Genomic DNA, 22,639 nt, shown 5'->3' with positions numbered 1-22,639 from the left:
ACGGCCCCCGCCCGGCTCTCGCCGGGCAGGGGCCGTTTTCGTACTCACATGCGCCGGGTCAGAACAGCCGCAGCTTGTCGTCCTCGATGCCGCGCAGCGCGTCGTAGTCCAGGACCACGCAGCCGATGCCGCGGTCCGTCGCCAGGACGCGGGCCTGGGGCTTGATCTCCTGGGCGGCGAAGACGCCCTTCACGGGCGCCAGGTGCGGGTCGCGGTTGAGCAGCTCCAGGTAGCGGGTCAGCTGCTCGACGCCGTCGATCTCGCCGCGTCGCTTGATCTCCACCGCGACCGTCGCGCCGTCGGAGTCCCGGCACAGGATGTCGACCGGGCCGATCGCCGTCGGGTACTCGCGGCGGATCAGCGTGTAGCCCTCGCCGAGCGTCTCGATGCGGTCGGCCAGCAGCTCCTGCAGGTGCGCTTCCACGCCGTCCTTGATGAGGCCGGGGTCGACGCCGAGTTCGTGCGAGGAGTCGTGCAGGATCTCCTCCATCGTGATGATCAGTTTCTCGCCCGCTTTGTTCACCACGGTCCAGACACCCTCCTCGCCGTCGATCCCCTCCTTGAGGGTGCACGGCGGGGACATCCAGTTCAGCGGTTTGTACGCGCGGTCGTCCGCGTGGATGGAGACGCTGCCGTCGGCCTTCACCAGGATCAGGCGGGGGGCGGAGGGCAGATGGGCGGTGAGCCGGCCCGCGTAGTCCACGGAACAACGGGCAATGACGAGACGCATGGTGCGCAACGCTACAAGACAGCCGCTCTTCCGCGCGATTCGGCCCTAAACTCCCGTTCGTTATTGGCCGGTTGTGGTCCCATTCTCCTGGTGCGGGCAGGACGGCGCGCTTACCGTGGATGCAGGAGGTCGCCGCCCGTGCACTCTGCGTTGCGTACGGGGGTTCCTCCATCCCTGCCCGTAAGACCCCGCCCCGCGCGGGGTCGCGAGAGGAGAACCCATGTCGCTCGACGTCTCACCGGCGCTGTTGGAACAGGCCGAGCGAGGCGAGGTCGACGAAGCCGACTTCGTCGACTGCGTCCGGACCTCCCTGCCCTACGCGTGGGAGATGATCAGCTCTCTGGTGGCACAGCTGAAGGTGGACGGCGGAGAGTTCGCCGACAACCAGACGCCGCCGCCGAGCGAGCAGGCACGTGGTCAGCTGCTGCGCGCGCTGGCGAGCGACGCGATCCGTGGTGCGCTGCAGCGGCACTTCGGGGTGCGTCTCGCCTTCCAGAACTGTCACCGTGTGGCGGTCTTCCCGCTGGACGCCTCGGCGGACGAGCGGCTCGCCCGCTTCACTTCCGTACGGGGACAGCTGCTCAACCAGTCGCCGGAACTGCGCGACTGCTGATGTCTTGTGCCGCCGCTCCCACATCGGGGGAGGTCCCGACGGGGGAGATCCGTCCGGTGCCGGAGCGGCGGCATTCGTCTGGCCGGTGGGCCGGCCGAGCCTGTCGGCCCACCGGACGGGCCCTGGTCGGCAGGGGCCAGGACCTGCGCGGCTCAGACCAGCAGCGGCAGGACCTCCGCGCCCAGCCGCCGTACGTTCTCCTCCGTCGCCGCCAGGTCGCCCGTGCCCTCCGCCAGCAGCGCGAAGCGCGTGATGCCGGTGCGCTCGGCGGTCGCGGCGAGGCGGTCGGCCGCGAGCCGGGGCGTGCCCACCGGGTGCAGCCCGCACAGCAGCTCGGTGTACGCCACCGGGTCCCGCATCGAGCGGAACCGGCCGTCCACCGTCACATGCGCGTCGAGCCCCTGTTTCAGCCAGCCGGGCATCGACTTCACCAGCGCCTCCGCCGCGTCCGCCGTGCTGTCGGCGAGCTGCACCACCCCGGCGGAGACATGGCCGCGCCCGATCCGGTCGATCTCGCCGGGACTGCGGCCGGCGTCCCGCGCGAAGCGCCGCCAGGCGGCGACCATCTCCGCCTTGTCCTCGTCCCCGCAGTGCATGCCGAGCAGCATCGGAAGACCGCGCTCGGCGGCCAGCCGCACGCTGTTCGGCGAGGTGCAGGCGACCACGACCTCCGGTCCCTCCTCGCCGCCGACCAGCTCGTCGGCGCGCGGCACGACGGCCACCTCGCGGAAGGCGTACCGCTCGCCGTCCGCCCCGACCCGCGGCTCGCCCAGCCAGCGCAGCAGCAGGTCGAGCGACTCCGGGAAGCCCCGGTCGTACGCCGCGAGGCCCGCGCCGAAGACCTCCAGGTCCACCCACGGCCCGCCGCGGCCCACGCCCAGCGTGAACCGGCCGCCCGAGGTCAGATGGAGCAGCGCCGCCTGCTCGCCCAGGGCCACCGGATGGGCCGTCGGCAGCACGCTCACCGCCGTGCCGACCCGGATCCGGCGGGTGCGCCCCAGCAGCAGCGCGGCCAAGGTGACGGCCGACGGGCACACGCCGTACGGGACGAAGTGGTGCTCGGCCAGCCAGACGGAGTCCAGGCCGGACTCCTCGACGAGCTCGGCCGTTCTCACCGCCCGGTGCAGTGCCTCCCCCGGCCCCTGGCCCGGGAACTGGGCGGCCAGAACAAACGTACCCACGCGCATCGCCTTCTGCCTCCTTGCGGCCGACGCGGTTCTCCCCCTTACAGGCATCAACGTCTGACACGTGCCAAAGGCAACGGGCGCAGGGCAAGTTGTTGCGATTTTCCGGTAACACGGCCGTTCGAGTGGGCCGGAGCGGCCCGCCACGGCCCGTACGCTGGATGGAATCGTCCGTAGTCCCCGGCCCAGTGAGGTGTTCCGTGTCCCCGCGTCGCAACCGCTCCCGAGGCGGCGAGAACCCGACGGCCCAGCAGGGAGAGCCGGGCGACCGGTACGGAGGGGTGCAGCGCACCGAGACCTGGCAGGGCGAGGAGTGGTACGTCCGGCACGTGGCGGGCGCGAGCTCCCCGGGCAAGCGGTACCGCTGCCCCGGCTGCGACCAGGAGATCCCGGCGGGCGCTCCGCACGTGGTGGCCTGGCCGGAGTTCGGGGGAGTGGACGACCGGCGGCACTGGCACAAGGCGTGCTGGAACGCGAAGGACCGCCGCACCACGCGGGTGCAGCGGTCCCGGAACGCGCCGCGCCACTGAGCGGCCCGGCTCGTGCCGACTACACGTCCCGGCTCTGCATCGCCGCGTACGCGCCGCCGAGGGCGAGCGCGGTGACCCCGAGCAGGATCCCCACCGGCTCCCAGCCGGACGGGCCCTGGCCGGCGAACACCGGGGCGTCGGAGTACAGGGCGAGCATCTGCGACGGGATCGCGTACATGAACAGCGCTTCCTGAACGCCCTTCAGCGACGGCGTGAACATGAACAGCGCCGCGACCAGCGGGAGCAGCAGCAGGCCGATCATGATCGTGATCGCGCCGGCGGAGTGCCGGATGATCGCGCCGACCGCGAGCGCGAGCAGCCCGAGCAGGGCGACGTACATCCCGGCGCCGGCGGTGGCGCGCAGCCACTCCGACGCGGTCGGCTCGGGGCCGCCCACCATCGCGTACTGGGCGACGGCGACCAGCGTCGCGGTGACGGTGGTGATCGTGAAGACCAGCAGGAAGAAGACGATCGCCTTGGCGGTGAGCACCCGGCCGCGGCTGGGGCAGGCGGTCAGCGTGGTGCGGATCATGCCGGTGCCGTACTCGGAGGCCATGGTCAGCACGCCGAGGGTGATCACGCAGATCGAGCCCGGCAGCATGCCGAAGAAGCCCATCCCGAGGGCCGGCTCGTTCTCCGTGTCGAGGTCGGCGGAGGCGACGACCGCGGCGACGCCCATGCCGATGGCGACCATCAGCAGCACGAGCACGCCGAGCGTCCACAGCGTGGAGCGGACGGACCGGATCTTGGTCCACTCGGAGGCGAGCGCGTCGCCGAGATGGGCTCTGCGCACCGCGATGGGGGAGACGTACGAGGCGCCCTGCTGTGCGGAGGGGGTGGTCATCGGGCGTCCTCGGGGCGGTCGGCCGGGTGGGGGCTCTGGTTCTGATCGGTCGCGTACGGGTTCTGTCCGGGCGGCGGCGGGGCGTACCAGCCCTGCTGCGGCACGTCCGGGATCACCGGCTCCGGCGGCGCGGCGTAGCCGTAGGCCGGCTGCGGAGGCTGGAGCCCGGCCAGCTGGTCCTCGGTGGACCGGTAGTCGACGGCGCTCTGCGTGAGCCGCATGTACGCCTCCTCGAGCGAGGCCTGGTGCGGCGAGAGCTCCCAGAGGCGTACGTCCGCGCCGTGGGCCAGGTCGCTGATCCGCGGCAGCGGCAGCCCGGTCACCCGCAGCGCGCCGTCCCGCTCGGAGAGCACCTGCCCGCCGGCCTCGGTGAGTGCGGCGGTCAGCTTCTCGCGCTGCTCGGGGGCGTCCTGCGGGGTGCGCACCCGGGCGAAGTCGGCGGAATTCGCCGAGATGAAGGCCGGCACGCTCATGTCGGCGAGGAGCTGTCCGCGGCCGATCACGATCAGATGGTCGGCGGTCAGCGCCATCTCGCTCATGAGGTGGCTGGAGACGAAGACGGTCCGGCCCTCGGCGGCGAGCTTCTTCATCAGGTTGCGCACCCAGAGGATGCCCTCCGGGTCGAGGCCGTTGACCGGCTCGTCGAAGAGCAGCACCTGCGGGTCGCCGAGCAGCGCGGCCGCGATGCCGAGGCGCTGCCCCATGCCGAGCGAGAACCCCTTGGACCGCCGCCGGGCGACGTCCTGCAGCCCGACGACCCCGAGCACCTCGTCGACCCGCTGCGCCGGGATACCGGCCAGCTGCGCCAGCGACAGCAGATGGTTCCGCGCACTGCGCCCGCCGTGCACGGCCTTGGCGTCGAGCAGCGCGCCGACCTGCCGGGGCGCGTTGGGCACCTGCCGGTAGGGGTGGCCGCCGATGGTGACCTGGCCCGAGGTGGGACGGTCGAGCCCGAGGATCATGCGCATCGTCGTCGACTTCCCGGACCCGTTGGGCCCGAGAAAGCCGGTGACGGCCCCGGGCCGCACCTGGAAGGAAAGGTTGTACACGGCCGTCTTGTCGCCGTAGCGCTTCGTCAGGCCGATTGCCTCGATCATTCTCCAGCCCCATCGACAGGTCAGGTCGTGTCGGGGCAGAGGCCCTCGGCCCAAAACCCCCGTACGAGGTAGGAGCCTATCGGTGTGTTTACGGTTCCACGGACGCGAAAGAACGGAATCAGGCGTCCCGCTTCTTCATCACCAAGTAGCCGCCCAGCAGGGCCGCCGCCACCCACAGGAGCATGATGCCGAGGCCGCCCCAGGGGCCGTACGGGGCTTCCTCCTGGTTCATCGCGTCGGGGAGGACCTGCATGATCTTGGATCCGGCCTGGTCGGGGAAGTAGAGGGCGACCTCTTTGGCCTTCGGGACCGCGGAGAGGATCTGGGAGACCAGGAAGAAGAACGGGACCAGGATGCCGAGCGAGAGCATCGAGGAGCGGAGCATCGTCGCGACGCCCATCGAGAAGACCGCGATCAGGCCCATGTAGAGCCCGCCGCCGACCACCGCGCGCAGCACGTTGTCCGCGCCCAGCGTTGTGCGGTGCTCGCCGAGCAGGGCCTGGCCCAGGAAGAAGGCGAAGAAGCTGGTCGCCATGCCCACGACCAGCGCGAGCAGCCCCGCCACGGCGATCTTGCTGAAGAGGAACGTGGCGCGCTGCGGGACCGCGGCCAGGGAGGTGCGGATCATGCCGGAGGAGTACTCCGTGCCGACCACCAGGACGCCGAAGACGACCATCGCCAGCTGGCCGAGGACCATCCCGGAGAAGCTCACGAAGGTCGGGTCGAAGGTGGCCCGCTCGGCCTCCGAGAGGTCGGTGAAGGTCGAGTTCAGGAGCGCGCACAGCGCCGCGCTCATCGCCACCGTCACCACGAGCGCGCTGGCCAGCGTCCAGGTCGTCGAGGAGACCGTACGGATCTTGGTCCACTCGGACTGCAGGACCGCGGGTACCGATGCCATCGTTCAGGCCCCCTTGTAGTTCTCGCCCCACTGGGGGCCCGCCGCCGTGTCCTGTGCCCCGCTGTGCACGTCCGTGCCGTGCGCGTGGTACTCCACCACGCCCGCCGTCATCTGCATGAACGCCTCCTCCAGGGAGGCGCGCTGGGCGCTCAGCTCGTGCAGCACGAGGCGGTGCTCGGCGGCCAGTTCGCCCAGCTTCTCCGTCGTCGCGCCGTCCACCTCCAGCGTGCCCGCGCCGGTCTCGACCGGCCGGAAGCCGTTCTCCTGCAACACGTCCCGCAGCCGTTCCTGTTGCGGAGAGCGCAACCGCACGTAACTCCGGGAATTCTGGTGGATGAAATCGGCCATCGATGTGTCCGCGAGCAGCTTCCCCTGCCCGATCACGATCAAGTGATCTGCGGTCAGTGCCATTTCGCTCATCAGATGGCTGGAAACGAAGATCGTCCGGCCTTCCGCCGCCAGCGCCTTCATCAGATTGCGGATCCAGTGAATTCCCTCGGGGTCCAGACCATTGACCGGTTCGTCGAACATCAGGATCTCGGGATCGCCGAGCAACGCGGACGCGATTCCCAGCCGCTGCCCCATGCCGAGCGAGAAGCCCTTGACCTTCTGCCGCGCCACCGCCGTCAGACCCACCAGATCGAGCACCTCGTCGACCCGGCTCGCCGGAATCCGATTCGACTGGGCGAGGCAGAGCAGGTTGTTGTACGCGCTCCGGCCGCCGTGCATCGCCTTGGCGTCGAGCAGCGCCCCGATGTACTTCAGCGGCTCCTCGAGCTCCCGGTAGTGCCGGCCGTCGATCCGGACCGTCCCGCTGCTCGGGTTGTCCAGGTCCAGCATCATCCGCATGGTCGTCGACTTGCCTGCCCCGTTCGGCCCCAGGAAGCCGGTGATCACACCGGGCCGCACCCGGAAGGAGAGCTGGTCGACCGCCGTCTTCGTCCCGAACCGTTTCGTCAGCCCCTCGAGCTCGATCATGCGTACCAAGCTAAGGGCGCGAAAAACCCTCCGCCACCGGAGTGACGGAGGGTTCTTCGCCGATCTGTACGCAGGACTCCTGCGGGACTGCTCGGGCTTACCGGGTCTGCTGCGCCGGGACGCCGCGGGTGGCCGGCTCGTCGTCGATCGGGGAGCCGGCGGCCGCCACGGCCGCGCCGGTCAGCGTGGCCAGCATCTCGCGGACGTTGGTCAGCTGGGCGTTGATCGAGTCGCGGCGGTTCGTCAGCGCCGCCAGCTCGCGCTCCGATTCCGAGCGGATCCGGTCGGCCTTGGCGTTCGCGTCGGCCACGATGTCCTCGGCCTGGCGCTGCGCGGTCTCCACCGTCTGACGGGCCCGGCGCTCCGCGTCCGTGCGCAGCTTCTCGGCCTCCAGGCGCAGCTGCTCGGCGCGGTGCTCGATCTCGGCGAGACGCTTCTCGGCCTTGGCCTGACGGGAGGCCAGGTCGCGCTCGGACTGCTCGCGGCGCTTGGCCAGGTTGGTCTCGAAGTCCGCGGCGGCCTGGGCGGCCTTGGCGCGGGTCTCCTCGAAGAGGGCGTCCGCCTCCTCGCGCTTGGACTGCGCGTCCTTCTGCGCCTCGGCACGCAGCGAGTTGGCCTCGCCCTGCGCCTTCTCGACGATCCGGACGCCCTCGTCCTCGGCCTTCGCCTTGCGCTCGGCCGCGAACGACTCGGCGTCGTTGCGCACCTGCTGGGCGGCCGACTCAGCCAGCTCGCGGTGCTGCTCGGCGGCGCGACGGGCCTCCTCGCGCAGGTCCTTCGCCTCTTCCTCGGCGAGACGGAGGATCTTCTCGACGCGCGCGCCGAGGCCGGCGTACGACGGCTCGGCGTCGCTGACCTGAGCCTGGGCGTTCTGCGTCTCGAGGTGCAACTCCTCGATGCGCTTCTCGAGAGAGGTGATCCGGGCCAGAGCACTGTCACGGTCGGCGACGAGCTTGGTAATGCGGTCGTCCACCTGACCGCGGTCGTAACCACGCCGCACGAGCTCGAAGCCGAAGGGGGAGGATGTGTCGCTCATGGGGTTCCTGTCGAATGAGACCGGTGAGGTGTTAGGGGGAATCCTAGGGGTCGAAGCGGCGTGTCATCGAGCGTATGCCCGTTTGATCTGGAGAATGTCCAGCCTTTTGAGTGGCTACCCCTCGGAGGACTTGCCACTCGAACGTGTTGCGCCCGCCGAAGCGCCCGCCTTGACGTCGTCGTTCGCACCGGTGGACTTCGCACCGGCGGACTTCGCTCCGTTGGCCGGCGCCTCGAAAGACTCCAACGCCTCCAGGACGTCCTGGACACGGGAGATCTCGGCCTGAATGTCCTCGCGGCGGCGCACCAGCACATCCAGCTCGCGTCGGCCCTCGGAGATCATCTTCTCCGATTCGCGCTCCGCCTCCGCCTTGATCCGCTCCGCCTCGCCGACGAGCGAGGCCTTCTTCTGCTCCGCCTCCTTGAGCAGCGCCTCGGCCTTTCTGACCGCCGCGATGCGGACCTTGCTCGCCTCGGAACTCGCGTCGGACAGCAGCTCCTTGGACTTCGCCTCCGCCTCGGCGCTCTGCTCGGTCGCGGCCTTCACCAGCTTGTCGACGCGCTCGCCGGCCGTCTTCATCTGCTCGGCCGTCTCGCGCCGCGCCCGCTCGTGCAGCTCCTCGATCTCGCCCTCGACCCGGGTCCGCAGCTCCTCGCCCCGTTCCCTTATGGCCGTCGCGTCGCTGCGCGCCCCGACCAGCAGCTCGTCCGCGTCCGTACGGGCCTTCTCCACCAGCGAGTTGCCCTCGACGGTCGCCTCGGCGACGAGCCGGTCGGCCTCCTTGCGGGCCGCGCCGACCATCGTGTCCGCCTGCGTCTCCGCCTCGGCAGTGGCGCGCAGCGCCTCCTCCTGGGCCTTCGCGATGAGCTGGTCGGCCTGCTCGGCCGCGTCCGAACGCCGCTTGGCGCCGGCCTCCCGGGCCTCGTCCAGGGTGCGGTCCGCCTCGGCCCGCGCCTCGGAGCGCATCTGCTCGGCGGCCGCCTCCGCGTCCGCCTTCACCCGCTCCGCCTCGGCGCGGATCCGCTCGGCCGCCTGCTGCGCCGAGCCCACCGTCTCGGCGGCCTCGGCCCGCAGCCGCTCCGCCTCGTCGGACGCCTCGGTCGCGATCCGCTCGGCCTCGCCGGTGGCCTCGCCGATGAGATTGTCGGCCTGTTCGGCGGCGTCCGCGCGGCGCTTGTCGGCGGTCTTCCGGGCCTCGTCGAGGACCTGCTCGGCGTCGGCGAGCGCGGCCACTCGCAGCGCCTCGGCGTGCGCCTCGCCGTCCGCCTTGACCTGCTCGGCCTCGGTACGCAGCCGCTGCGCGTCCTGCTCCGTGGTCGCCTGCAGCTCCGCCGCCTCGGCGGCGATCCGCTCGGCCTCGCTCGTGGCCTCGCCGATGAGCTGGTCGGCCTGCTCGGCCGCGTCGGCGCGGCGCTTGTCCGCGACCTGCCGGGCCTCGTCGGTGATCTGCTCGGCCTCGGCGCGCGCCGCGGTCAGCAGCTCGCCCGCCTCGGAGCGGATCCGGTTCGCGTCGTCCCGCGCCTGCGCGCGAGTGCGCGTCGCGTCCTGCTCGGCTTGCGCCAGCGACTGACTCGCCTCGGTACGGATCCGCTGGGCGTACTCCGCGGTGTCCGCCTTCAGCTTCTCCGACTCGGCGATCGCGTCCGCGACCGTCCGCTCGGCCAGCGCGGCGGCGGCCTCGGCCTCCTCCGTGGCCCGGGACCGGATCCGGTTCGCGTCCTCGGTGGCCCGCTCCCGCTCCTCGTACGCGTCGGCGCGGACCCGGTCCGCCTCCTCCTGCGCCTCGGTCTTCGTGCGCTCCGCCGAGTGCTCGGCCGCGCTGCGCAGCCCGGAGATCTCGTCCTCGGCCTGCTCCCGCAGCCCCGAGACCGAGTCCCGTACCTCCTGCGCGGTCTGCTCGGCGGCGCCGACTGTCTCGGTCGCGCGCGCGTCGGCCTCCTCGACCAGCCGCTGCGCCTCGGTCTGCGCCTCCTCCACCCGCTTGCGGGCGGAGGCCAGCAGTTCCTCGCTCTGCTCACGGGCCTGCGCCCGCTCGCCGTCGGCCTCGGTACGGGCCGACGTCAGCGTCTCGTCGGCCTCCCGGCGCCGCCGGTTGGCCTCCTCCTGCGCCGCGGACAGCGCCTCGGCGGCCTCCGCCGCGACGCGCTCGGCCGCGGCCGCCGCCTCGGCGCGGACCCGGTCCGCGGTCTCCTGCGCCTCCGACTTGAGCCGCTCGGCCTCCGCGGACGCCTCGGTGCGCAGCCGTACCGCCGCGTTCTCGGCCTCGGCGCGCGAGGTCGACGCGTCCGACGCCGCCTCCGCGCGCAGCCGCTCGGCCTCCTGCTCCGCCTGCGCCTGCAGCGTACGGATCCGCTCGGCCGCCTCGGTGCGCAGCCGCTCGGTCTCGTCGGCCGCCTCGCGGCGGATCCGCTCGCCCTCCATACGGGCCTCGCCGAGCTCCCGCTCGGTGTTCTCCACCCGGGTCTCGGCCTCGGTGTGCAGCCGGGTCAGCTCCTCGGCCGCCTCGGCCCGCCGCGCCGCCGCCGCCCGCGCGGCCTCCTCGCGCGTCTCGGCCGCGTCCCGGTCGGCCGCGGCCTTGACCGAATCGGCCTGCTCCTCTGCCTCGGCGCGCAGCCGGTCCGCCTCGGCGCGGGTGCGCTCCAGGGTCTCCTCGGCCTGCGTGCGCAGCGTCTGGGCGCGCTCGACGGCCTCGGCCTTGACCCGCTCGCTCTCCGCGCCGGCCCCGGACCGCAGCTCGTCCGCGTCGCCCTTCGCCTTGGTCAGCAGCTCCTCGGCGGTCTTCGCCGACTCCTCGATCTGCTGGACCGCCTCGCGGCGGGCCTCGCCGCGGATCTTCTCGCCCTCGGCGATCGCCTCGGCCCGCAGCTGCTCGGCCTCGCCGCGCAGCCGGCGCGCCTCCTCCTGCAGCTCGACCGTCTTGGCGCGGTACTCCTTGGTGTCGTCCTTCGCCGACCCGAGCAGCTCGTCGGCCTGCTCCTCGGCGTGCGAACGCAGCCGGTCCGCCTCGGTCTCCGCCTCGCGGCGGATCCGCTCGGCCTCCTCGGACGCCTTGCGGGTGGTCTCCCGGGCGTCCTCGGACGCCTTGGTCAGCACCTCCTCGGCGCTGCGGGCGGCCTTCGCGAGCTGGGCGGCGGAGTCCTCGGCGGCGGCCGTACGGGCCTTCTCCGCGGCTTCCGAGATGACCTTCTCGGCCTCGGCGCCGGCCTCGCGGAGCTTCTCCTCGGCCTCGGCCTTGAGGGTCTCCGCCTCCTTGGTCGCCTCGCCGACCAGCCGGGCGATCTCCGCCTTGGCCGTACGGGAGCGCTGCTCGTTGGCCGACTCGGCGGCCGACAGCTGCTTGGCCGCCGCCTCCTTGGCCTCGGTCAGCGCCTTCTCGGCCTCCACCCGGGCCTCACGGAGCCGGAGGTCGGCCTCCTGCATCCGGGTCTCGGCGGCGCGGGACATCTCGGTGGCCTGCCGACGGGCCTGGTCGGTCTCCGCGGTGGTGGACGAGCGCAGCTGCTCGGCGTGGCTGGTGGCCTCCTGGGCCTGCGTGGACGCAGCGTTGAGCAGTCGCTCGGCGTCCTTGCGGGCGCGCAGCAGCAGTGCCTCGGCCTCGGCGCGGGCGCCCTCGGCCTCGGCGCCGAGCCGCTGGCGGGTCTCCTCGGCGAGCCGGGTGGCCTCCGCGCGGGCGGCGGCGAGCGACTGCTCGGCCTCGGCGCGGGACTCCTCCATCAGCCGGCGGGCCTGGGACTCGGTGCGGGCGCGCAGCTGCTCGGCCCAGGCGACGTTCTCGTTGACGTGCGCCTCGACGGTCTGCCGGCGCTCGGACAGCTCCTGGTCGAGGCGCTGCCTGCGCTGCACCGCCTCGGCGTGCAGCTCCGCCTGGAGCCGGGCCTGATGCTCGGCGTGCTCCTGGAGGATCCGCTGGGTCTGGGCCCGGGCGTCGCGCAGCTCGCGCTCGGCGTCCGAGCGCAGCTGATCGGCCTGGACCTGGGCGTTCCGCAGCAGCTGCTCGGCCTGATAACCGATGTCGGCGCTGTCGAAAGAGGGTCGGGACGCGATCGTACGGCGCGCTTCGTGCAGCTTGGCACGCAAGACCTCGACCTGGTAACCGAGGTCCTCGGCGTGCTGGACGGCCTTCTCCCGCTCGGTCTTCAGCCGTTCCATCTCGGCTTCGAACCGCGAGAGATGGTCGTCTTCAGCTCGGTGGCTCTCCTGGCGTTCGTAGCCCCGCACTGCGCGGTCCCATCCGTCCCCTGGTCGCGATCTCCTACGAGCACCGTTCCCCGGCGAACGGCCCCCCGGGGAATGGTGGCAGATCGGTTACCCCGACATCGACGGCCGCGCAGCGCGCGGCCCCGACCGGCCCCGGCCCGGAGCCGCCCACTCTACCGGGCCAGGAATCCGGAGGTCAGTGCTCCGCTGAGGCGGGGTCAGCCGAGGTGACCAGTTCGGTCAGCACGCCGTGGCAGTCCTTCGGGTGCAGGAAGGTGATCCTGGACCCCATCGAGCCGATCCGCGGCTCGTCGTACAGAACCCGCACACCCTTTTCACGGATGGCCGCCGCGTCGCCGTCGACGTCCGCGGTGCCGAAGGCGATGTGGTGCACGCCCTCGCCGTTCTTGGCCAGCCACTTGCCGACCGCGGAGTCCTCGCGGGTGGGCTCCAGGAGCTGGAGGTAGGAGGCTCCGCCGTCCGAGGTCTCGTTGATCTTGAGCATGGCCTCGCGGACGCCCTGCTCCTCGTTGACCTCGGTGTGGAAGACCTCGAAACCGTACGTGGCACGGTAGAACTCGACAGTCTTGTCGAGGTCGAAACAGGCGATCCCGATGTGGTCGATACGCGTCAGCATTTCCCCAGTGCAGCGCCTGCGCACCGGTTACGCAACGTGCGCGCCGTCACACCGGTTCGCCGGTGACCCCGTGCGGCACCGCTCAGTACATTGGCGGTAAACCCTCGTTCACTCCTCATCCCAAGGGGCTGCGCCTCATGTCTGGAACGACCGGTACCACCTCAGTGATCGTCGCGGGCGCCCGCACGCCCATGGGTCGCCTGCTCGGTTCGCTCAAGTCCTTCTCGGGCGCCGACCTCGGCGGTTTCGCGATCAAGGCCGCCCTGGACCGCGCCGGCATCGGCGGCGACCAGGTGCAGTACGTGATCATGGGCCAGGTGCTGCAGGCCGGCGCCGGCCAGATCCCCGCCCGCCAGGCCGCCGTCAAGGCCGGCATCCCCATGAACGTCCCGGCGCTCACCGTCAACAAGGTGTGTCTGTCCGGTCTGGACGCCATCGCGCTGGCCGACCAGCTGATCCGCGCCGGCGAGTTCGACGTCGTGGTGGCCGGTGGCCAGGAGTCCATGACCAACGCCCCGCACCTGCTGCCGAAGTCCCGCGAGGGCTACAAGTACGGCGCGATCGAGATGCTCGACGCGATGGCGTACGACGGCCTCACCGACGCCTTCGAGAACATCGCCATGGGCGAGTCCACCGAGAAGCACAACACCCGCCTGGGCATCCAGCGCCCCGAGCAGGACGAGATCGCCGCGCTGTCGCACCAGCGCGCCGCCGCCGCGCAGAAGAACGGCATCTTCGAGGCCGAGATCACCCCGGTCGAGATCCCGCAGCGCAAGGGCGAGCCGGTCGTCTTCTCCAAGGACGAGGGCATCCGCGCCGAGACGACCGCCGAGTCGCTGGGCAAGCTGCGCCCGGCCTTCGCCAAGGACGGCACCATCACCGCCGGCACCTCCTCGCAGATCTCGGACGGCGCCGCCGCGGTCGTCGTCATGAGCAAGGCGAAGGCCCAGGAGCTCGGCCTGGAGTGGATCGCCGAGATCGGCGCGCACGGCAACGTCGCGGGCCCGGACAACTCGCTGCAGTCGCAGCCGTCCAACGCGATCCAGCACGCCCTGAAGAAGGAGGGCCTGGGCGTCGAGGACCTCGACCTCATCGAGATCAATGAGGCGTTCGCGGCCGTCGCCGTGCAGTCCATGAAGGACCTCGGCGTCACCCCGGAAAAGGTGAACGTCAACGGCGGCGCGATCGCGCTGGGTCACCCGATCGGCATGTCCGGCGCCCGTGTGGTGCTGCACCTGGCGCTCGAGCTCAAGCGCCGCGGCGGCGGCGTCGGCGCGGCCGCGCTGTGCGGCGGCGGCGGCCAGGGCGACGCGCTGATCGTCCGCGTCCCCGGTAAGTAACCCGTCACAGAAGGAGCAGCGAGCACATGGTGGACGTCCCCGCACTGGTCGCCCAGGCACGGGAGGGCCGGCCGCGCGCCGTGGCCCGGCTGATCTCACTCGTGGAGGGGGCGTCCCCGCAGCTGCGCGAGGTGATGGCGGCGCTCGCGCCGCTGACCGGCGGCGCGTACGTGGTCGGCCTGACCGGCTCGCCCGGCGTGGGCAAGTCCACGTCGACGTCGGCGCTGGTCACCGCGTACCGCAAGGCGGGCAAGCGGGTCGGCGTGCTCGCCGTCGACCCGTCGTCGCCGTTCAGCGGCGGCGCGCTGCTCGGCGACCGGGTCCGGATGTCGGAGCACGCTTCCGACCCGGGCGTCTACATCCGCTCCATGGCGACCCGCGGTCACCTCGGCGGGCTCGCCTGGTCCGCGCCGCAGGCGATCCGTGTCCTCGACGCGGCGGGCTGCGACGTGATCCTGGTCGAGACCGTCGGCGTAGGGCAGTCGGAGGTGGAGATCGCCTCCCAGGCCGACACCTCCGTGGTGCTGCTCGCGCCCGGCATGGGAGACGGGATCCAGGCCGCGAAGGCGGGCATCCTGGAGATCGGCGACGTGTACGTGGTCAACAAGGCGGACCGGGACGGCGCGGACGCGACGGCCCGCGAGCTCAACCACATGCTGGGTCTGGGCGAGGCGCGCGGTCCGGGCGACTGGCGGCCGCCGATCGTGAAGACGGTCGCGGCGCGCGCCGAGGGCGTGGACGAGCTGGTCGAGGCGCTGGAGAAGCACCGCGCCTGGATGGAGGAGCACGGCGTGCTCGCTGCCCGGCGGGCCCGCCGGGCGGCGGGCGAGGTCGAGACGATCGCGGTCACCCGCCTGCGCGAGCGCATCGGCGACCTGCACGGCGACCGCCGTCTCGACGCGCTCGCCCAGCGCATCGTCGCGGGCGAACTGGACCCGTACGCGGCCGCGGACGAGCTCGTGGCGGGCCTCACGGGCAACTGAGACGGCCCCCGAAATGCCCGAGGGCCCCCGTGCTGCGTGCACGGGGGCCCTCAGGCGTTTGTGTGTGGGGGCCGGGGCGGGCCGGGAGGAACGGCCGCCGCCAGGGCCGGTTACGGCTTGCCGCGGACGCCGCGCAACTGCTCGGCGACGGGCTTGAGGGAGGCGTGCATGTCCGTGAGCGCATCGGAGGTCAGCAGGTCGATGAAGTGCTTGCGCACCGACTCGACATGGTGCGGCGCGACCTTGCGCATGGTCTCCATGCCCTGGTCGGTGAGGACCGCGTACAGTCCGCGCCGGTCGGACTCGCAGTTCTCCCGGCGGACCAGACCCGCGTTCTCCATGCGGGTGATCTGGTGCGAGAGCCGGCTCTTCGACTGCAGCGTGGCCGTCGCGAGGTCGCTCATCCGCAGCCGCATCTCGGGCGCCTCGGAGAGGTTGACCAGGATCTCGTAGTCGTTGTTGGTCAGCCCGAAGGGCTGCAGGTCCTTCTCCATCTGGTACGTCAGCATTCTGTTGACGTCCAGGTATGTGCGCCAGGCGCACTGTTCGGCGTCGGTGAGCCAGCGGGTGGCCGTCTCGGTCTCCATATATGGATTCTACCTAAGAAGTTGAATACTGGACGAACTAAGGGAGTGTGACGCCGGGCACCCGGGCCCCCCGGCTTCCGGTGCAGACGTTCGAGGGCGTCACACTCCGCAGACTACCGCTCACAGCCCGAAGCGACGCTGGAGGTCCCCCAGCTGTCCGGGAAGGCGCGGTACGGAGCCGGGCTGCCCCTGCGGGGAATGGCCGGAACCGTGCGATCCGGGCACGCCCGGCTCGGCGGGCGTGTGCCCCGTCGCGCGCTCCGGCATCAGCGCCTCGCTGGACTGCATCAGGACCGTGCCCGCGCCCACGAACTCGAACTGGTGCTCCTCGCCTGAGACCCCGCCCAGGCCCGTCAGGGCCCGTACGCCGCCCATCACGCCGGTCATGTACCCGTGGTCGTAGTGGTGGCACGGGGACGGGCAGTCCGCCCAGCCGACCAGCGCCTGCGGGTCCACCCGCAGCGGCGGCTCCATGAAGACCACCGGGCCGTTGGACGCCGCGACGAACTTGCCGGTGCCGATCAGGGTGACGAAGCCCGGCACGATCGACTGCTTCAGCGCCAGCGAGGGCTGGAACGCGAGCAGGTTGCCCGAACGGATCGTCAGGTTGCCGTTGTCCAGGTCGAACGAGTTCACGTCGAAGGCGCGGTCCGCGAGCAGCATCTTGCCGCTGCCCTCCGCGACCACCCAGTCACTCGCGTGCAGCGGCGAGTGGAACGAGCTGCGGACCAGCCGGTCGAGCCCGGTGTGTCCGATGCCGTTGAAGTTCATCCGCCCGTAGTAGGCGATCATCTTGCCCTTCTGCAGGAACCACTGGGAGCCCTTGAGCTCCACGCAGAAGGTGTACGGGTTGACGTTGTCGTCCGACGGCAGGGTCGCCGGGTCGTGGATCACCGGGGCGCTCACAGCTTCTCCTCCGAGGCCTGGACGTACACCGCTCCGCTGCCGCTCAGCTCCAGCTGGAAGGCCTCGCCGGAGCCGCGGCCCACCATGTCGCGCCAGCCGAGCGCGGTGGACAGCTTGTTCCGTACGTCGCCGTGGTGGGCGACGTACGCCTGCGGGTCCACGTGGACCGGCCGTCCCGGGCTGATCGGCAGCTCGATCACGCCGCCGTGGGCCATGACGGCCACCTCGCCGCGCCCCTTGAGGGTCGTGGTGAACAGGCCCTGGCCGGTGACCTGGCCGCGGACCATGCCCATCACGCCGCCCTGCGAGCCCATGAACATCGTGCCCTGCTCCAGGGAGCCGTCGAAGGCGAGCAGGCGGTCGGCCTCGACGTACAGGGTGTCGCCGGTCAGCCGGATCACCTGGATGTGGTGGCCGCCGTGCCCGAACATCACGGTGCCGCTGCCCTCGACGGTCATCAGCGGCGTCGCCTCGTTCGCCACCCGGCGCCCGATCATCGACATCAGACCGCCCTGGCCGCCGGCGATGTTCGGCGTGAAAGCGACCTCGCCCCGGTAGGCCAGCATCGCCCCGCGCTGGCTGAACATGCGCTGTCCGGGGACGACGGACGCCTCGACCACCTTCGAGTTGATCTCGCGGAACGGCATCAGACGTCCCCTCCGATCGTGTTGCGCTCGCTCGGCTGGACGTACACCAGGCCGTCGCCCTCGAAGCGGATCTGGAACGCCTCGCCGCCGCCCTCGCCCAGGAAGGTGCGGAAGGTCACACCGGACTGGAAGCTCTGCTGGAGGTTGCCCTGGTGTGCCACGTACGCGCCCGGGTCGACGGAGAGCGGGTAGTCGCGGGACACGCGGAGCACGACCGCCGGGCCGTCGGACATGATCGCGGCCTGGCCGGTGCCCTCGACGGTGGTGGTGAAGAGCCCGTTGCCGGTCGCGCCGCCGCGCAGGCCGGTGAAGGAGGTGCCGGTGCGCAGCCCGGCGTCGGTGCAGAGCAGGTTGCTCGCCTCGACGTACAGCTTGTCGCCGTGCAGATTCACCAGGTTGATCTCGGAGGCCCGGTCGGCGAACCAGCAGGTGCCCTGGCCCTTCACCTCCATGACCTCCATCTGCTCGCCGGTCAGCCGGCGGGTCACCATGCCGCGCAGGCCCTCGCCTCCGCCGGACATCTTCTTGAACGCCATCTGGCCGTCGTAGGCGACCATCGAGCCGTTCTTCGCCTTGACGGCGTCGCCTGTCATGTCGACGGCGAGCACTTTGCTGCCTTGGAGTCGGAACGTAGCCACCCAGAGAAGGTACTTGGCCCCCGGACAAAGAGACAGCAAAGGTGGCTGTCACAATGGTCCGGCCCTTGTGCATCCATTCACAAGATCAAACGAAGGTGCCCCCGTGGACATCAAGACCGCCTCCTCCCTCCACCGTCTCCGGCTCGTCTCCGCGCCCGAGGCCGTCTCCTTCCTGCTGCTGTTGGTCTGCTCGGTGCTCAAGCGCACGACGGACTTCAACGCGGTGCCGGTGATGGGCGCGATCCACGGCATCCTCTTCATCCTGTACGTGCTGTTCTGGCTGGACGCCTGGAACCGCACCAAGTGGAGCTTCAAGACCGCCGCGCTCTACTTCGTCCTCTCCGTGCTGCCGCTCGGCGGCTTCTTCGCCGAGCGCAAGCTCAAGCGCGAGGCCGAGGACGCCGTGATCGCCTCCCGCGCCCGGCGCGAGGGCAAGGTGAACGCCGCATGATCGTCGCCTTCTCCGTCACCCCGCTCGGCGTCGGCGAGGACGTCGGGGAGTACGTCGCCGACGCGGTACGGGTCGTCCGGGAGTCCGGGCTGCCGAACCGCACCGACGCGATGTTCACCTCGATCGAGGGGGAGTGGGACGAGGTGATGGACGTCGTGAAGCGCGCCGTCGCCGCGGTCGAGGCGCGTGCGCCGCGGGTCTCGGTCGTCCTCAAGGCCGATATCCGACCCGGCGTCACGGGCGGTCTGACCTCCAAGGTCGAGACGGTGGAGCGGCACCTGGCCGCCGGCTGACGCACCGCCGTTCTTACGCATGAGCCCCCGGTCCGGACGGACCGGGGGCTTTCTTGCGCCCACCGGTTGAGCGACTGCTCAAAATCCGCTACCTTCCCGTTGAGCGGTCGCTCAAATACCGCTCCGAACAGGGGGGAAGAGGCATGGGCCTCTATATCGAGACGCGCGTCCGCGCGGACCTGGAGACGCTCTGGGAGCGCACCCAGGAACCGGCGGAGCACCAGCGGTGGGATCTGCGGTTCACCGAGATCGACTACCTGCCGCGCGTCGACGGCGAGCCCCAGCGCTTCCGGTACGCCACCCGGGTGCTGCCCTTCCTGGTCGTCGCCGGCACCGGTGTCTCCGCGGGGGAGCGCCACCGGGCCGGCGGCGACCGGGTCTCCGCCCTCCGGTTCGCCTCGCCGCACCCGCTCTCCCTCCTCGCGGAGGGCAGCGGCTACTGGAGGTACGTGCCGGGGCCCGACGGCATCCGCTTCCTCACCGGCTACGACTACCGCCCCCGCTGGGGCCGGCTCGGCCGGATCGCCGACCGGCTCGTCTTCCGTCCGCTGATGGGCTGGGCCACCGCCTGGTCCTTCGACCGGCTGCGCCTGTGGTGCGAGCACGGCATTGCCCCGGAGCGCTCGCGCACCCACTGGCAGCTCGAACTCGCGGCCCGCGCCCTGCTCGTGGCGCTCTGCGCCTGGACTCCGGCGACGCTGCTCGTCGCGCTCGCCGCCGCCGTGCTCGTACCGCCCTCGTCCCGGACGCCCGCCGCGCGGCGCTGTCTGCGGACGCCGCCCGATCGGGCCGTCGCGCCGCGACTGCTCGCCACCCTGGAGCAGACATGAGCTCGATCTTCCGCACCGCCATGGGCGACGCCGCGTTCGGGCGGCTGCACCCCCAGCTCCAGCGGCGGTTCTCCGTCGGCCTCGACAGCGGGGAGGCATGCACCGGCCGGGGCGTCATGGACCGGATCTGGCACGGGCCGGCCTTCGTCAAGCCGTTCCTCGCGCTCGGCGGGGTGCGCCACATCCTCGTGCCGCGCACCGGCCGCAACGTCCCCTTCACCATCGAGAACGTGCCGTACGCCGACTCGTACGGCCGCGAGACCGTCACCTTCGTCCGGACCTTCGCGCTGCCCGGCGGCCCGCGCCGCTTCGACGCCACCATGGTCCACAGCCCGGAGCGCGACTGCGTCCTCGACTACCTCGGCACCCACCAGCACCTCGCCAGCGACCTGCACATGTCCGCCGAGCCGGACGGCTCGCTGCTCATCCGCTCCGGCGAACACCGCTTCCGCGAGGGCCCGCTGGACGTCCGGGTGCCCGAACTCATCGGCGGCGACGCCGAGGTGCGGGAGTCGTACGACGAGTCCACCGGCCGCTTCCGGATCCGCGTCCGGGTCGTCAACCGGTACGTCGGGCCGCTGTTCGGCTACGAGGGGTCGTTCACCGCCGAGTACCACGACGTACGCTCCCACGGGGTGCGCGCCGGGCTGCGCCCGGTGCGCGAGGAGGTACGGGTGTGAGCCAGGAGACCAAGGAGAAGCTGCTCGACGGGGCGCTGCGGACGCTGACCGAGCAGGGGATCGCCAAGACGTCCGCGCGGTCCGTCGCCGCGGCCGCCGGCGTCAACCAGGCCCTGGTCTTCTACCACTTCGGCTCCGTCGACGAACTGCTCGCCGCCGCCTGCCGGTACGGCTCCGAGCAGCGCGTCGCCCGCTACCGCGACCGGCTCCAGCGGGTCGGCAGCCTCTCCGAGCTGCTCGCCGTCGGCCGGCAGATCCATGTCGAGGAGCAGGCCGCCGGCCATGTCGCCGTGCTCGGCCAGCTGCTCGCCGGGGCGCAGACCCAGCCCACGCTCGCCGCGGCCACCGCCGCCGGGCTCGACCTGTGGATCGCCGAGATCGAGCGGGTCCTCGTGCGCGTCCTCGCCGACAGCCCGATCGGCGAGTTCACCGACCCGGCCGGTCTCGCCCGCGCCGTCGCCGCCTCCTTCGTCGGCCTGGAGCTGTACGAGGGGGTGGACCCGGCCGGCGCGGAGGCGGCCCTCGCCGCCCTCGAACAGCTCGGCGCGCTGATGACCGCGCTCGAGGAGCTGGGCCCGGTCGCCCAGAAGGCGGTCCGCTACACCTTGCGCAGGCGCACCGTTATGCCGTGAACGCGCGGGCGGGACCTTGGAAGCGCGAGCGGAACCTTCTGCCGTGAATGCGAGGCGAAACCTTCTGTCGCGCGGCTGAAACCTCTGCCGTGAAGCGCAGGCGAAACCTCCTGCCCTGAAAACCGCTCACTTGGATGCCTCCAGTCGACATGCCGTCGAAACTCCCCTTTCGTGGGGATATCGATCCATTCGACGGCTGGAGGCACCGTGCGGCCGGACGGCTACGACTACGACACCTACAGCACGCTCGCCGGTCCGCTGACCGAGCCCGGGACCTCCCCCTACCAGGTGCAGTACCGCAGCCTGCTGTCGAAGGAGTCGCACCGAATACGCGCCGTCCTGCTGATGACCCTCGCGCCGGTCCTCTCGGCGCTGCTGCTCGTCTACCTCGTCTGGCCCAGCCACTGGACCGTGCGGGAGGGCGGCGCACGATGGCTCGTCCGCTTCGACGCGGTCATGCTGGCGTCGATCGGCCTGATCTGCCTCTTCATGCTGATCAACGTCACCTCGATCGCACACGCCACCATGGTCGCCCGCGACCCCGTCCCCGTGCACCCGCAGAAGGGCGCCCGGGTCGCCTTCCTCACCACCTACGTGCCCGGCAAGGAACCCCTCGCCATGGTCCGCGCGACCCTGCAGGGCGCGGTCCGCCTCCGGCGCCCGGGCCCCCTGGACGTCTGGCTGCTCGACGAGGGCGACGACGAGGACGCCAAGGCGCTCTGCGCGCAGCTCGGCGTACGGCACTTCACCCGCGCCGGCGTCCCCGAGTGGAACCGCGCGAAGGGCGCCCACAAGGCCCGTACCAAGCACGGCAACTACAACGCCTGGCTCGCCGCGCACGGCGACGCGTACGAGTTCTTCGCCTCCGTCGACACCGACCACGTCCCGCTCCCGAACTTCCTGGAGCGGATGCTCGGCTATTTCCGCGACCCCGACGTCGCCTTCGTCGTCGGCCCGCAGGTGTACGGCAACTACACCTCGCCCGTCACCAAGGCCGCCGAGTCCCAGCAGTTCCTCTTCCACGCGCTGATCCAGCGCGCCGGGAACCGGTACCACGCGCCCATGTTCGTCGGCACCAACAACATCGTCCGCATATCCGCCCTCAAGCAGATCGGCGGCCTCTACGACTCCGTCACCGAGGACATGGCCACGGGCTTCGAGCTGCACCGGCACAAGAACCCGCGGACCGGTCGCTTCTGGCGCTCCGTCTACACCCCCGACGTGCTCGCCGTCGGCGAGGGCCCCGCCTCCTGGACCGACTTCTTCACCCAGCAGCTGCGCTGGTCCCGGGGCACCTACGAGACCCTGATCAAGCAGTACTGGAAGGCGCCCCTGCGAGTCCCGCCGGGCCGGCTGCTCAACTACACGCTGATGCTCGTCTACTACCCGATGACCGCCGTCAACTGGCTCCTGGGCATCCTCTCCTGCGTCCTGTTCCTGTGGCTCGGGGCCTCCGGGACCCAGGTCTCCTCGTCGGTCTGGCTGATGATCTACAGCGACGCGGTCGCCCTGCAGATCGGCCTGTACCTGTGGAACCGGCGGCACAACGTCTCGCCGCACGAGCCCGAGGGCTCCGGCGGCCTCGCCGGCATGGCGATGTCCGCGGTGTCCGCCCCGATCTACCTCGCCTCGCTCGGCTCCGCGGTGCTGCGCACCAAGGGCCGCTTCGTCGTCACCCCCAAGGGCGGCGAGGCCAGCCCGGACCGGCTGGGCACCTTCCGGATCCACCTGTACTGGGCCGCGATCCTGGTCGTCTCTCTGGTCGCCTCGGTGCACTTCGGCCACACCCACGCCGCGATGCGCACCTGGGCCGTGCTCGCGCTCGCCGTCGCGCTCGCCCCGGTCGCGGTCTGGGGCTCGACGGCCCTGCGCGAGCGGCGCGTCCTGCGGCTGCGCGCCGAGGCCCGG

General features: G+C 71.5%; 23 protein-coding genes. 10 read left to right on the top strand and 13 right to left on the bottom strand.

The features are described from left to right. Nucleotides 1–58: 58 nt before the first annotated feature. Nucleotides 59–730, bottom strand: coding sequence for an endonuclease NucS (gene nucS, locus VIU94_RS00360; protein ID WP_331906227.1), 672 nt, complete (start codon nt 728–730; stop codon nt 59–61). Between the two features lie 220 nt (nt 731–950). Between nucS and VIU94_RS00355 the strand changes: the two genes are divergently transcribed. Then, nucleotides 951–1,343: an SCO5389 family protein gene (locus VIU94_RS00355; protein WP_318103042.1), complete on the top strand. Its 393-nt coding sequence runs from the start codon at nt 951–953 to the stop codon at nt 1,341–1,343. Between the two features lie 152 nt (nt 1,344–1,495). On the opposite strand, the gene VIU94_RS00350 is transcribed toward VIU94_RS00355, so the two are convergent. Further along, nucleotides 1,496–2,530, bottom strand: a complete 1,035-nt coding sequence (locus VIU94_RS00350; protein WP_331906225.1) for an LLM class flavin-dependent oxidoreductase — start codon at nt 2,528–2,530, stop codon at nt 1,496–1,498. 197 nt (nt 2,531–2,727) lie between these two features. On the opposite strand from VIU94_RS00350, the gene VIU94_RS00345 reads away from it, so the two are divergent. After that, complete coding sequence (locus tag VIU94_RS00345; protein ID WP_331906223.1) at nt 2,728–3,057, top strand: Rv1322 family protein; 330 nt, start codon at nt 2,728–2,730, stop codon at nt 3,055–3,057. Nucleotides 3,058–3,076: 19 nt separating this feature from the next. Here the strand turns inward: VIU94_RS00345 and VIU94_RS00340 are convergent, their stop codons facing one another. From VIU94_RS00340 to mce, 7 genes are all read right to left on the bottom strand, one after another. Beyond that, nucleotides 3,077–3,901 (bottom strand): ABC transporter permease, encoded by an 825-nt coding sequence (locus VIU94_RS00340; protein WP_331906221.1) that lies wholly within the window; start codon nt 3,899–3,901, stop codon nt 3,077–3,079. Beyond that, entirely contained in the window at nt 3,898–4,998 is a 1,101-nt protein-coding gene (locus VIU94_RS00335) for an ATP-binding cassette domain-containing protein (RefSeq protein WP_331906219.1), read from the bottom strand. Before VIU94_RS00335 ends, VIU94_RS00340 begins: the two co-directional genes overlap by 4 nt. A 118-nt stretch (nt 4,999–5,116) precedes the next feature. Next, nucleotides 5,117–5,896, bottom strand: coding sequence for an ABC transporter permease (locus VIU94_RS00330; RefSeq protein ID WP_331906217.1), 780 nt, complete (start codon nt 5,894–5,896; stop codon nt 5,117–5,119). A gap of 3 nt (nt 5,897–5,899) precedes the next feature. Continuing rightward, nucleotides 5,900–6,874, bottom strand: a complete 975-nt coding sequence (locus tag VIU94_RS00325) for an ABC transporter ATP-binding protein (RefSeq protein WP_331906215.1) — start codon at nt 6,872–6,874, stop codon at nt 5,900–5,902. 97 nt (nt 6,875–6,971) lie between these two features. After that, nucleotides 6,972–7,910 carry a coiled-coil domain-containing protein gene (locus VIU94_RS00320; RefSeq protein WP_331906213.1) on the bottom strand — a complete coding sequence of 313 codons (939 nt, stop codon included), beginning with the start codon at nt 7,908–7,910 and terminating at the stop codon, nt 6,972–6,974. 114 nt (nt 7,911–8,024) lie between these two features. Beyond that, entirely contained in the window at nt 8,025–12,128 is a 4,104-nt protein-coding gene (scy, locus tag VIU94_RS00315; RefSeq protein ID WP_331906211.1) for a polarized growth protein Scy, read from the bottom strand. 175 nt (nt 12,129–12,303) lie between these two features. Continuing rightward, nucleotides 12,304–12,744, bottom strand: a complete 441-nt coding sequence (gene mce, locus VIU94_RS00310) for a methylmalonyl-CoA epimerase (protein WP_331906209.1) — start codon at nt 12,742–12,744, stop codon at nt 12,304–12,306. Nucleotides 12,745–12,881: 137 nt separating this feature from the next. Between mce and VIU94_RS00305 the strand changes: the two genes are divergently transcribed. Together VIU94_RS00305 and meaB are read left to right on the top strand one after the other, a co-directional pair. Further along, nucleotides 12,882–14,084 (top strand): acetyl-CoA C-acetyltransferase, encoded by a 1,203-nt coding sequence (locus tag VIU94_RS00305; RefSeq protein WP_331906207.1) that lies wholly within the window; start codon nt 12,882–12,884, stop codon nt 14,082–14,084. A 26-nt stretch (nt 14,085–14,110) separates the two neighbouring features. Then, nucleotides 14,111–15,067, top strand: a complete 957-nt coding sequence (gene meaB, locus VIU94_RS00300) for a methylmalonyl Co-A mutase-associated GTPase MeaB (protein WP_331906205.1) — start codon at nt 14,111–14,113, stop codon at nt 15,065–15,067. Nucleotides 15,068–15,177: 110 nt separating this feature from the next. On the opposite strand, the gene VIU94_RS00295 is transcribed toward meaB, so the two are convergent. From VIU94_RS00295 to VIU94_RS00280, 4 genes are all read right to left on the bottom strand, one after another. Next, nucleotides 15,178–15,654: a MarR family winged helix-turn-helix transcriptional regulator gene (locus VIU94_RS00295; protein WP_331906203.1), complete on the bottom strand. Its 477-nt coding sequence runs from the start codon at nt 15,652–15,654 to the stop codon at nt 15,178–15,180. A 120-nt stretch (nt 15,655–15,774) separates the two neighbouring features. Then, nucleotides 15,775–16,560, bottom strand: coding sequence for an AIM24 family protein (locus tag VIU94_RS00290; RefSeq protein ID WP_331906201.1), 786 nt, complete (start codon nt 16,558–16,560; stop codon nt 15,775–15,777). Beyond that, nucleotides 16,557–17,207, bottom strand: coding sequence for an AIM24 family protein (locus tag VIU94_RS00285; RefSeq protein WP_331906199.1), 651 nt, complete (start codon nt 17,205–17,207; stop codon nt 16,557–16,559). The genes VIU94_RS00290 and VIU94_RS00285 overlap by 4 nt, the downstream gene beginning before the upstream one ends. Next, nucleotides 17,207–17,845, bottom strand: coding sequence for an AIM24 family protein (locus tag VIU94_RS00280; protein WP_331906197.1), 639 nt, complete (start codon nt 17,843–17,845; stop codon nt 17,207–17,209). Before VIU94_RS00280 ends, VIU94_RS00285 begins: the two co-directional genes overlap by 1 nt. Before the next feature lie 103 nt (nt 17,846–17,948). Here VIU94_RS00280 and VIU94_RS00275 point away from each other — a divergent pair, with 103 nt between their 5' ends. From VIU94_RS00275 to VIU94_RS00250, 6 genes are all read left to right on the top strand, one after another. After that, nucleotides 17,949–18,296, top strand: a complete 348-nt coding sequence (locus VIU94_RS00275; protein ID WP_331906195.1) for a DUF3817 domain-containing protein — start codon at nt 17,949–17,951, stop codon at nt 18,294–18,296. Further along, nucleotides 18,293–18,589, top strand: a complete 297-nt coding sequence (locus VIU94_RS00270) for an MTH1187 family thiamine-binding protein (RefSeq protein ID WP_331906193.1) — start codon at nt 18,293–18,295, stop codon at nt 18,587–18,589. Before VIU94_RS00275 ends, VIU94_RS00270 begins: the two co-directional genes overlap by 4 nt. A gap of 143 nt (nt 18,590–18,732) precedes the next feature. Then, on the top strand, nt 18,733–19,419 hold the full coding sequence (locus tag VIU94_RS00265) for a hypothetical protein (RefSeq protein WP_331906191.1): 687 nt from the start codon (nt 18,733–18,735) through the stop codon (nt 19,417–19,419). Then, complete coding sequence (locus VIU94_RS00260; protein ID WP_331906189.1) at nt 19,416–20,099, top strand: DUF4166 domain-containing protein; 684 nt, start codon at nt 19,416–19,418, stop codon at nt 20,097–20,099. Before VIU94_RS00265 ends, VIU94_RS00260 begins: the two co-directional genes overlap by 4 nt. Further along, a complete protein-coding gene (locus VIU94_RS00255; protein ID WP_331906187.1) occupies nt 20,096–20,731 on the top strand; it encodes a TetR/AcrR family transcriptional regulator in 636 nt (211 codons plus the stop codon). The genes VIU94_RS00260 and VIU94_RS00255 overlap by 4 nt, the downstream gene beginning before the upstream one ends. 207 nt (nt 20,732–20,938) lie before the next feature. Continuing rightward, on the top strand, nt 20,939–22,639 hold a 1,701-nt coding region (locus VIU94_RS00250; protein ID WP_331906185.1), incomplete at its 3' end, for a glycosyltransferase family 2 protein.

This window comes from Streptomyces sp. (assembly GCF_036566765.1).
Taxonomy (GTDB): Bacteria; Actinomycetota; Actinomycetes; order Streptomycetales; family Streptomycetaceae; genus Streptomyces.
Note: the sequence above shows the minus strand (reverse complement) of the source record. Positions and strands in the feature narration are given on the sequence as shown.